This is a genomic window from Pseudorhodoplanes sp., assembly GCF_050250235.1.
GTDB lineage: Bacteria > Pseudomonadota > Alphaproteobacteria > Rhizobiales > Xanthobacteraceae > Pseudorhodoplanes.
Map to the genome: position 1 here is coordinate 1 of NZ_JBFWPA010000167.1, position 10,863 is coordinate 10,863.

The following is a 10,863-nucleotide window of genomic DNA, read 5'->3' on the forward strand; positions in this document are numbered from 1 at the left end:
GCCTTGCGCGGCAAAGGCCGCGGTGAGATCGGCAATCTGCTGGGTTTGCAACGCGATGAGCTGGTTGCCAGCTTGTGTCGCCTGCAGCGCCCCGGTCGCGGTCTGGCTTGCCGTGACGAGGGAGGACATCTCGACGCGGTTGGTGTCGAGATTGGCAACAACGCCCGCCTGAACCTTCATGGCGTCCTGAAGACCGGCCACCGAGTTGCGCCAGCGCTCTCGTGCGCCGTCGATCAGTCCCTGGTCGCTGGCTGTCGTTGACGCCGCGCCATAGGTCGTGGAAAAGGCATGGTCGATCTGGCCGACGTCATAGGCGATACGCTGCGCCTCCCCCAGAAGCTGCTGTGTGCGCTGGATCGACTGCTGAATCTGACTGAGCGAGGATTGCGGCAGGCTTGCAAGGTTGCGGGCCTGATTGATCAGCATCTGCGCTTGATTCTGCAGCCCGGTGATCTGGTTGTTGATCTGCTGCAGCGCCCGCGCTGCCTGAAGTACGTTCTGGACATAGTTGCTTGGGTCGTACACGACGAGTTGTGCCGATGCCGGCGGGATCGACAATGCTGCAACGAAGGATCCCGCAAGAAGAGCAGCACGGACGCGCGAATGCCTGGTATTCATGATGCCTCCAGATTGGTCAGGTCGGGGATGAGGTCCGCGGCCCACGACAAATCGCGCGCCGCGAGCCAGGATTGGACGAAACGGTCCGCGCCATGCTCCGCGATGACGCGGTCGATGGCCGCGTGGTCGGCCTTCGAGGAGGCAGCGCAGAAGGCGAGCGCAATCGGGCCGAGTCCGAGCTCGAACAGACGGTTGCCGCGGCGGGACTGGCAGTAATAGTCGCGCTTGGGCGTGGCGCGGGCGATGATCTCAATCTGCGTGTTGTTCAGACCGAAACGCCGGTAGATCGCGGTGATTTGTGGTTCGATTGCGCGTTCGTTGGGAAGGAAGATACGGGTCGGACAGCTTTCGACGATGGCCGGCGCAATCGGGCTGCCGTCGATGTCGGAGAGCGACTGCGTGGCGAAGACGACCGAGGCGTTTTTCTTGCGCAAGGTCTTAAGCCATTCGCGCAACTGGGCGGCAAAGCCGCCGTCATCGAGGGCAAGCCAGCCCTCATCGATGATCAGCAGCGTCGGCCGGCCATCGAGCCGGCTTTCGATGCGGTGGAAGAGGTAGGCCAGCACGGCGCCGGCGGCGCCCGTTCCGATCAACCCCTCGGTTTCGAACGCGTGAACCGGGGCCTCACCCAGCCTCTCCTGTTCGGCATCAAGCAAACGCCCGTAGGCGCCACCAATACAATAGGGCTGCAAGGCCTGCTTCAGCTTTGCCGACTGAAGCAGTACCGCGAGGCCCGTCAGTGTGCGCTCTGCGACCGGAGCACTCGCAAGCGAGGTCAGTGCCGCCCACAGATGCTCCTTCAGCTCGGGCGTCAGGACGATGCCCTCGCGACTCAGAATGTCGACAACCCAGTCGGCCGCCCAGGCCCGCTCCGGCGCGTGGTGAATGCCGGCGAGCGGCTGGAGCGAGACCGAGACATCGGAGCCTTCCGACAGGCCGCCGCCCAGATCGTGCCAGTCGCCGTTCATGGCCAGGGCCGAAGCCCGGATGGACCCCCCGAAATCGAAGGCAAAGACCTGCGATTGCGGATAACGCCGGAATTGCAGCGCCATCAGCGCCAGCAGCACGGACTTGCCGGCGCCGGTCGGGCCGACCACCAGCGTATGCCCCACATCGCCAACGTGGAGTGCGAACCGGAACGGGGTCGCGCCCTCCGTCCGGCCAAAGAAAAGCGGCGGCGCCGCGAAGTGCTCGTCGCGTTCCGGCCCGGCCCAGACCGCCGAAAGCGGGATCATGTGGGCGAGATTCAGCGTCGAGACCGGCGGCTGTCTGACATTGGCATAGACATGACCCGGTAACGAGCCAAGCCAGGCCTCGATCGCGTTGAGCGCTTCCGCGATGCAGGTAAAGTCGCGGCCCTGGATGATCTTTTCGACCAGCCGCAGCTTCTCTGCCGCGATGCCGGCGTCCTCGTCCCACACGGTTACGGTGGCAGTGACGTAAGCCTGTCCGACGTCATCGGACCCCAGTTCCTGCAATGCTGCATCGGCGTCGGCCGCCTTGTTGGCGGCATCGCTGTCCAGGAGGACCGACGCTTCATTGGTCATCACCTCCTTGAGGATCGCACCAATACTCTTGCGCTTGGCGAACCACTGGCGCCGGATCCTGGTCAGCAGCCGGACGGCTTCAGTCTTGTCGAGGAGGATGGCGCGGGTCGACCAGCGGTATTCGAAGGCTAGCCGGTTCAGCTCATCGAGGATTCCGGGATAGGTTGCCGTCGGGAATCCGATCACCGTGAGCGTGCGCAGATGCGCGCGGCCGAGACGGGGTTCGAGCCCACCGACGAGCGATTGATCGCTCAGGAGCGCGTCGAGATGCATCGGTGTTTCGGGAACCCGGACACGCTGGCGTTTGGTGGAGATTGTCGAGTGCAGGTAGGTCAGGGTCTCCGGGTCATCGAGCCAGTCGACCTCGGGCACGAAACCTTCGAAAAGTTGCAGGACGCGATCGGTGCGGTCGATGAAGCCGTGAAGCAGTTCATGCGCATCGACACCAGTTTGCTCGCGGCCCTCGTAAAGCCAGCTTTCTGCGCGCGAGGCATCTTCGGCCGACGGCATCCAGAGAAAGGAGAGATAGTAGCGGCTCTCAAAATGCACGCCGGCGGCCTCGAACTGCTCACGACGCTCAAGATCGACCAGCGCGGACGTGGCTTCCGGAAAGACGCTGTCGGGATAGGCGGTCGCGGGGCTGCGCTGGGCTTCCACGAAAATCGCCCAGCCCGATCCAAGCCGGCGCAAAGCGCTGTTGAGCCGCGCGATCGTGCCGATCAGCTCGGCCGGCGTGGCGCTGTCGAGGTCAGGACCGCGGAAGCGGGCCGTGCGCTGGAACGATCCGTCCTTGTTGAGGACGATGCCGCGCGCGACGAGTGCCGCCCAGGGCAGGTAATCTGCAAGGCTTGCGGTGCGGTTGCGATACTCGGCGAGGTTCATCATCTCGCGAACCTCATGGCCGGAAATGCGCGGGATAGCGCAGATGCCGACGCACGACTTCAACGAACTGGCTATCTCGCCGCGTCGCCCAGACCGCCGCGAAATGTCCCGCCGCCCAAAGAATGATGCCGATGAGCCAGAGCCGCAGGCCGAGGCTGACTGCAGCCGCGAGCGTGCCGTTGGCAATCGCGACCGAGCGTGGCGCCCCGCCGAGCAGGATCGGGTCGGTCAGCGCACGATGGACCGGCGCAAAGAAGCCGGCGATAGGCTCGCTTAGCTGCATCACAGGAGCGCTCCGCCGCCAAAGGAGAAGAACGACAGGAAGAAGCTCGACGCGGCGAACGCGATCGAGAGCCCGAATACGATCTGGACCAGCCGCCGGAAGCCACCCGCGGTGTCGCCAAACGCGAGTGTCAGGCCTGTCACGATGATGATGATCACCGCGATGATCTTCGCGACCGGGCCCTCGATCGATTCCAGGATGCGCTGAAGCGGGGCTTCCCAGGGCATCGACGAGCCGGCCGCTCTCGCAGGCGATACCGACAACGCGCAGATCGTGACGGCGGCGATGATCAGTGCAACCCGCATGCACAGGCCGTGTAGGTGCGCGGTCATGGATAGTCTCCGTTCCGTTTGGGATCGCCGCACGTCTCGGGTGGGCAGATGACGTAGTCGCCGGTTGTCGCATCAAGGCCGGCGACAAGGACAAGTTCGGAGAGCCGGCGCTGTGCGCCCCTCCCGGCCAGCACTGCGATGATGTTGATCGTCTCCGCGATCAGGGCACGCGGTACCGTGATGACGGCTTCCTGAATGAGTTGCTCAAGACGTCGCAGCGCGCCGAGCGCGGTGCCGGCATGGATGGTGCCGATGCCGCCTGGATGGCCTGTGCCCCAGGCTTTCAGGAGGTCGAGGGCTTCTGCGCCGCGGACTTCACCGATCGGGATGCGGTCAGGGCGAAGCCGCAACGACGAGCGCACGAGGTCGGAAAGCGTCGCAACGCCGTCCTTGGTGCGGAGAGCCACGAGATTCCGAGCCCGGCACTGTAGCTCGCGCGTATCCTCGATCAGGACCACGCGATCGCCGGACTTGGCGACTTCTGCAAGCAACGCGTTGGTGAGCGTGGTCTTGCCGGTCGAGGTGCCGCCGGCGACGAGGATGTTGCGCCGTTCGGCGACGGCCTTCCGCAGCAATTCCGCTTGCGCCGTCGTCATGATGCGGGTTGTCGAGTAGTCGTCGAGCGTGAAGACCGCGACGGCGGGCTTGCGGATCGAGAACGCCGCCGCAGACACGACGGGCGGCAACAGACCCTCGAATCTCTCGCCTGCTCCAGGCAGTTCCGCTGAGACGCGCGGAGCGCGATGGTGGACCTCAGCGCCGACGTGATGGGCAACCAGCTGGATGATGCGCTCCCCGTCTGTCGACGCGATTACAGCACCGGTGTCGCACAGACCTTCCGAAAGACGGTCGATCCAAACGCGACCGTCAGGATTGAGCATCACCTCGACGACGCTCGGGTCTTCCAGGAAGGTGGTGATGTCCGGCCCGAGCGCCGTACGCAGCATGCGGGCACCGCGCGTGACCGCTTCTGCCTTGGGAGTTGCATTCCCCATGTTGCCCCCGGCGCTGCGTCGGCCCGTGGAGTCGGGCCGGACATCGGGGACGAATAGAAAAGGCAGGAAGCGAAGTGGCGCAACAAGAGTCAGAGACTCATCGCAAAGGGGCGAAAAAATACAGGAGAAAGAGGAGAACAGCTCTTCACGCGAGGAGGCTGATGCCCGTACCAATTACACTTGAGTAGATTTTTAGCGTGAGTACAACTGCTTGAGTGTGGATTCGCGCGCTGTTTAATTTCTTCGAACTTTCTGAATACGCTTCGTGCTCGAATAGCGACACTCTTGCCGTCCAGGTGAGCTGAGGGCGACCGATCGAGTGCCCCAATAGAAGAACGCCAAGTTGATGTTCAATCTTGCGTATTCGTTTGCTTAAAGTCGGCTGGGTGATATTGAGGGAATTTGCAGTGTGTCACAAGCTGCGGTAGCTGGCGGCACGATACAGTGTGCAGCAAAGAGTTCAGAGGCTCGTCGTCGGCCTTGAACGGGATAGTTTCGATGGTGTTGACGCTAGATAAAACGAGTCCTCGCTTGACGGCATAGGTCGAGCCAATAACCGAGATGCATTAGGAACTGACGAATTTCTGATAGTAGATCAGTGCGTCAGGTAAGCAGCAGAAAGCCCTTACTGTAAGGCTCATGAGCAAACCCATCGTCGAGAGCTAAATGAGTTTTGGTCGTGAGGAATTCTGGCTTGGGTGTGACATGATAGCGCAAAGGATGAGAGTAAGGACGCGCATGCCAAAAAAACTATCCAACGCGAAGCGCTGGAAAAGTAAAACACAACGATCGGCGAAAGTCACCATTATTTCGCCGTCGAGTGGCAAAGCGTTCGGCCCGATCAGAACACGCCGCATCTTTGAGGAGATCTGCGACTCGATCCGCGCGAAGCTGGTGACGGGCGAGCTAAAGGCTGGCGATCGACTGCCCTCCCAACGCGAGCTTTCAGAAATGTTTGATGTCAGCCGGGTGGCGCTACGAGAAGCGATCCGAAGTCTTGAGATCGCCGGTATTGTCGAACTCAAAAAGGGAAGTAAAGGGGGCGCCTTCATCACCGAAGGCGGCGCGGGCCAGGTGACGCGCACGTTTCGCGACATGCTGGATTTCGGTCGCATATCGCTTGCGACGCTCCTAGAGGCGCGGCTGCTGGTGATGGACACGGTGGTGAGAACCGCCTGCAAGCGCGCAAGCGCCAGCGACATCGCGAAGCTTAAACGAAACGTCGTCGAGACCGTGGAGCTCACCAAACGAGGCCGTTACGAAGAGCGGACTTTGAAGGCAGTAGAATTCAGTACATTACTGGCGAATTCGACTGGAAACCAGGTGATGTCGGCAATCTTGGAAGCTATGGCTTCAGTGATCCGGGGGTTCGTTGTAGTGGCCGGCCCGCCGCCGCACGATCCGGTCGTCGCTTCGCGTCTCCGCCTAATCGATCAAATCGCGGGCGGCGACACTGAAAGCGCTTGTGAAACCATGCGGACCTACCTCACGACATTGAACAAGCATTTGCTCGCAACGGAGCGAGCCCGGAAAAGCGGTACTCCGCAAGGCCGGCGGGACGCAAAGAAGGTGATCGCCGTCACGGTCGCAGCTTCAGGCTGAGCTCAAACCTCATGGCGCGTCTTCAGCCTATAGGCGCTGGCGCTTGACAAGGTCCGCCCCGACTCAATAGGTCAATTGGTCAGTCCATTTCCGCGCTGACGTCGTTTTCAGGACCGAGGTGCCCCCACGTCCTGCTGGAAGGAAACAGATGCACAGTCGGGCGCGCGCGCTCTATAAACATGATGATCTTGCACGGCTGATCGATCCGAAAGTGGTCGCCATAGTCGGCGCTTCGGAAACACAGGGCTCATTCGGGCAGCGAACATTGGCCAATATGCGCTCGTTTCAAGGCAAGGTCTTTGCGATCAACCCTAAGTATCGTACGCTTTTAGATCGACCTTGCCTTCCCTCGCTCAGCGACTTACCCGAATCGCCAGATTGTGTCGTGCTCTGCGTTGCACGGCCAATGGTGCAGAGCATGATTGAGGCAGCTGGAGCCGTCGGAACTGGAGGTGCAATCGTCTATGCCTCCGGCTTCAGCGAAACCGGCGAGCCCGACCGTGTTGCCGAGCAGGACGAACTCATCCGCACCGCGAGAAGCCTCAAGCTGGCGGTGGCGGGCCCAAACTGCGTCGGCTTGGCCAATACCCGCACGAAGGCTGGGATGCACTTCATGCCCGATTATGACGCGATGGGTCACAAGCGCGGCCCTATGGCGATCGTATCCCAAAGCGGTGCACTTGGTTACGCCCTCCTCCAGGGCATGGCGCGGGGCATTGGCTTTTCACACTACCTCGCGGCTGGTAACTCCGCGGACGTCGACGTGGCTGACTTTATCTCCTATTTGGCGGAGAACGAGGATGTACGCTCGATCATCGCGTGCATTGAAGGCGTAAAGGACGGAGCCCATTTTCTCGAAGCAGCGCGCCGCGCGCGGGCTGCCGGCAAGGCGCTGATCGTCTACAAGGCGGGCAATAGTGAGATCAGCGCCCAGGCGGCGCGCTCGCACACCGGCAGTCTCGTCGGCTCGCTTGCTGCGTATCGCGCCGCACTTGACGAAACAGGTGCCGTGATGGTCGAGAATCTTGAGCAGGTCATCGAAATGGCATCCTTCTTCGCGCATTCGGGAAAGCCCGCACAGGGGCGCGGCGTCGGCATCCTTTCGACTTCGGGCGGAGCGGCGGTCATTTGCGCTGACAAAGCTGAGCAACATGGCATCGTGCTTCCACCGCTCACGGATGCGACCGCCGAGAAGTTGCGTTCGGTTGTGCCCGATTTTGGATCAGTGGCGAATCCGGCAGACCTTACTGCAGAAGTGCTAAAGAGTGCCGAGACGTTCTCGTATTGTCTCAACGCGTTTCTTAATGATTCAAGCTACTCAGGCTATGTCGTCCCAATGGTGTTTGCGCATCCGGCGTCTAGTGTCGCGCGCGCGCCGATGGTGGTCGAGGCGGCGCGTAATATAGACAAACCGATTGCGGTTGTCTGGATGAATGAATGGCTTGAAGGTCCCGGCACCGAAATATTTGACGCCGATCCCATGGTCGCGAACTTTCGTTCCGCGGATCGGTGCCTTGCTACTTTTCGGGCATGGTTCGATTGGCACGCCTGGCAAGCGCCAGTTCGCGGTACCCGCCGCTCTCCGGCCAGCGCCGCCGATGTAGCGCGTCGAATTATCGCCGACGAACAGGGTCCGGCTCTGTCAGAAACTACCTCGAAACGAATCCTGGCAGAATATGGCGTTGCAATTCCGCAAGAGGTAACCGCACGCAACGCGGAGCAGGCCGTGGCGGCGGCAAAATGCATCGGCTTCCCGGTCGTGCTGAAGGTCGCCTCCCCGGATATCATGCACAAGACGGAAGCTGACGGAGTTCGGCTGAACCTTACCTCCGCCGACAACGTTCGGCAGGCGGCGCAGGAGATTTTTGCGGCCGCCCGCAGCTATGCACCGACGGCGCGGATCGAGGGCGTCTGCGTGCAGAAAATGTTGCCGCGCGGCATCGAGACGATCGTTGGCGTCAAGAATGATATGCAGTTTGGTCCGTTGGTCGCGGTTGGCCTGGGTGGCATTTTGGTTGAGCTGCTGAACGACACTGCCGTCCGTCTTGCGCCGATCTCGCCGGTCGATGCTCGGGCAATGCTAAATGCCCTGAAGGCCGCGAAGCTCCTTGAGGGATATCGTGGTCAGGCAGGAATTGATCGCGACGCTCTCGCCGATACAATATGTCGGCTGTCCGAACTTGCATACGATTTGCGTGACATAATCAAGGAGATCGACGTCAACCCAATCATTGCAACACCTGACGGCGCGACCGCCGCTGATGCTTTGATCGTACTTAAGTGTTCAAGTGACGCAATAATGTAAATTCGGTCGTTCACCGTGGATATCGCTATGTCAGAAGCAAAACGGGCACCATTAGCCGGCCCCCTTGCAGGCTTGCGCGTGATCGAAATGGACGCGCTCGGCCCAGTCCCATTCTGCGCGATGTTGCTTGCTGGCATGGGTGCAGACGTCATCCACATAGCACGTCCGGGACAGAGTGAAGAAGGTCTGAATCGGCGGATAGACGTCCTGCAACGAGGCCGCCCCTCGGTTCAGACGAACGTAAAGTCACCCGAAGGAGTCGCGTTGGTCAAAAACCTTGCGGCGCGTGCTGATATCCTCATTGAAGGTCTGCGTCCGGGAGTCATGGAGCGGCTAGGGCTTGGGCCGGACATACTCATGGGACAAAACCCACGCCTGATTTACGGGCGTATGACCGGCTGGGGACAGTCAGGGCCGCTCAGTCAGACAGCCGGACACGATATCAACTACATCGCGCTGTCGGGCGCGCTGCACGCGATCGGCCGCGCCGACGAGCGTCCCGTTCCACCGTTGAACCTTGTCGGTGACTACGGCGGCGGTGCTCTCTACCTGGCGCTCGGCGTCCTTGCCGCGTCGATTGACGTGGCGAAAACCGGGCGTGGTCAGGTCGTCGATGCAGCCATGATCGATGGCGCCGCCAGCTTGATGTCGGTCTTTTGTGCGTTCGCCGCAAACGGAATGTGGGTGGAAGAACGGGGCGCGAACCTGCTCGATGGTGGCGCGCCCTGGTACGACACATACGAGGCGCGAGATGGCCGCTATATTGCGGTTGGTGCACTTGAGGAACAATTCTGGGCTGCCTTGCTCGACGGTCTGGGCCTCAAGCCCGACGATCTTCCGCCGCGGGGCGATCGAGCGAACTGGCCGATCATTCGCGAGCGTCTTGCGTCGGTCTTCGCTACCAAAACCCGCGACGAATGGGCGGCGCAATTCGTTGGGACGGATGCGTGCGTCAGTCCGGTGCTGTCGTTGTCCGAGGCGCGCTCTCATCCGCATATCATCTCGCGGCAGACATTTGTCGAACTCGAAGGTGTTTCGCAGCCAGCGCCCGCTCCGCGCTTCGAAAGGGGCAGCGGGTGCCCGGCGCCCGCGAGTTGGATCGAGCCTACCGAGGCGTTGCGTCGATGGCCTACTCGGTAATGAGAGGGGGCGGATCGCATGCGCTCGCTTCGCCACAAGGTCGCGATCGTCGGAATCGGAGAGACCGATTATTATCGTCACGGACAAGCATCCGATGCTGAATTTAAGCTTGCGTTGAAGGCTATCCTGTCCGCCTGCCACGACGCGGAAATATCTCCGCACGACATCGACGGATTTGCTTCGTACAGCGACGATCGTAATGATGCCGTGCGCCTAGCTACCGCTCTCGGCATTCATGAGCTGAGGCATTCGAGTATGCAGTGGGGCGGAGGCGGAGGTGGCGCTGCGGGTGCGGTAGCCAATGCAGCCGCGGCGATCGCAAGTGGCCTTGCAGAATGCGTGGTCGTGCATCGGGCACTCGCGCAAGGGCAGCACGTGCGCTATGGTCATGGTGGCGCAGCACTCAATTATAGTGCTACTGCCGCCATTATCGCTGGCGATATGGCCTTCCCAGTTCCCTATGGAGCAATCTCACCTGCGCAACGTTTCGCGATGAAGGTTCGGCGCTTCATGCATGAGCATGGCGTCAAATCGGAAGCGTTGCGCGCAATCGCTCTCGCCTCCTCTCACCATGCGCAAAATAATTCACGTGCCATCATGTGCGGAAAGCCCCTTGACCCCGAGCGTTACGACGCAGCGCGCTGGATCGTGGAGCCTTTCCGCTTGTTCGATTGTTGTATGGAGAGCGATGGCGCAGCTGCTATGATCGTGGTGGCAGCCGAACGAGCTAGAGACTTTCCCCATCCTCCTGCCTATCTTCTCGGCGCCGCGTCTGGCTCAGAGCATCGGCACGCCGCGCCGTCTCACTCAGCACCCGGTTACGCCACCGCCAATTTCCGTACCGTATCCCGGCGGCTCTATGATATGTCAGGAATCCAGCCTGGCGATGTTGACGTCGTTCAAGCCTATGAAAATTTCACGGGTGGCGTGGCGATGAGTCTCGCGGAACATGGCTTTTTTGCTCCTGCGGAGGCCAACGCTTTTCTGACGTTTGAGAATCTCACAGCGCCGAATGGAAAGCTTCCGCTCAACACGAGCGGCGGACACTTGGCGGAGTGCTACATGCATGGCATGAATCTTATGATCGAGGCCGTGCGGCAAATTCGCGGACAATCACCGAATCAGGTCGCGGACGCCCATGTCTCGATGATGATTGCCG

Annotated in this window: 9 protein-coding genes and 1 pseudogene; 4 read left to right on the forward strand and 6 right to left on the reverse strand. The window is 61.0% G+C overall.

The window, feature by feature from the left end; genetic code table 11:
* The 6 genes and pseudogenes from trbJ to AB7F49_RS34515 form a co-directional block, all read right to left on the reverse strand.
* The coding region (gene trbJ / locus AB7F49_RS34490) for a P-type conjugative transfer protein TrbJ (RefSeq protein ID WP_428530823.1) at window positions 1–618 on the reverse strand (618 nt) is incomplete at its 3' end.
* Window positions 615–3,050: a conjugal transfer protein TrbE gene (gene trbE, locus AB7F49_RS34495; protein ID WP_428530826.1), complete on the reverse strand. Its 2,436-nt coding sequence runs from the start codon at window positions 3,048–3,050 to the stop codon at window positions 615–617. The genes trbE and trbJ, both read right to left, overlap by 4 nt.
* Before the next feature lie 10 nt (window positions 3,051–3,060).
* A complete protein-coding gene (locus AB7F49_RS34500; protein ID WP_428530841.1) occupies window positions 3,061–3,330 on the reverse strand; it encodes a VirB3 family type IV secretion system protein in 270 nt (89 codons plus the stop codon).
* Window positions 3,330–3,635, reverse strand: a complete 306-nt coding sequence (locus AB7F49_RS34505) for a TrbC/VirB2 family protein (RefSeq protein ID WP_428530844.1) — start codon at window positions 3,633–3,635, stop codon at window positions 3,330–3,332. Before AB7F49_RS34505 ends, AB7F49_RS34500 begins: the two co-directional genes overlap by 1 nt.
* 23 nt (window positions 3,636–3,658) lie before the next feature.
* Window positions 3,659–4,657 carry a P-type conjugative transfer ATPase TrbB gene (gene trbB / locus AB7F49_RS34510; protein ID WP_428530829.1) on the reverse strand — a complete coding sequence of 333 codons (999 nt, stop codon included), beginning with the start codon at window positions 4,655–4,657 and terminating at the stop codon, window positions 3,659–3,661.
* 145 nt (window positions 4,658–4,802) lie between these two features.
* Window positions 4,803–5,054, reverse strand: a pseudogene (locus AB7F49_RS34515) (helix-turn-helix domain-containing protein); the annotation flags it as partial.
* Window positions 5,055–5,323: 269 nt separating this feature from the next.
* Between AB7F49_RS34515 and AB7F49_RS34520 the strand changes: the two are divergent.
* The 4 genes from AB7F49_RS34520 to AB7F49_RS34535 form a co-directional block, all read left to right on the forward strand.
* Window positions 5,324–6,259: a FadR/GntR family transcriptional regulator gene (locus AB7F49_RS34520; RefSeq protein WP_428530832.1), complete on the forward strand. Its 936-nt coding sequence runs from the start codon at window positions 5,324–5,326 to the stop codon at window positions 6,257–6,259.
* Window positions 6,260–6,407: 148 nt separating this feature from the next.
* Window positions 6,408–8,564, forward strand: coding sequence for an acetate--CoA ligase family protein (locus tag AB7F49_RS34525; RefSeq protein WP_428530835.1), 2,157 nt, complete (start codon window positions 6,408–6,410; stop codon window positions 8,562–8,564).
* A 27-nt stretch (window positions 8,565–8,591) separates the two neighbouring features.
* Entirely contained in the window at window positions 8,592–9,704 is a 1,113-nt protein-coding gene (locus AB7F49_RS34530) for a CaiB/BaiF CoA transferase family protein (RefSeq protein WP_428530847.1), read from the forward strand.
* Between the two features lie 18 nt (window positions 9,705–9,722).
* Window positions 9,723–10,863, forward strand: a 1,141-nt coding sequence (locus AB7F49_RS34535) for a thiolase C-terminal domain-containing protein (RefSeq protein WP_428530838.1), incomplete at its 3' end; no start/stop codon positions are given.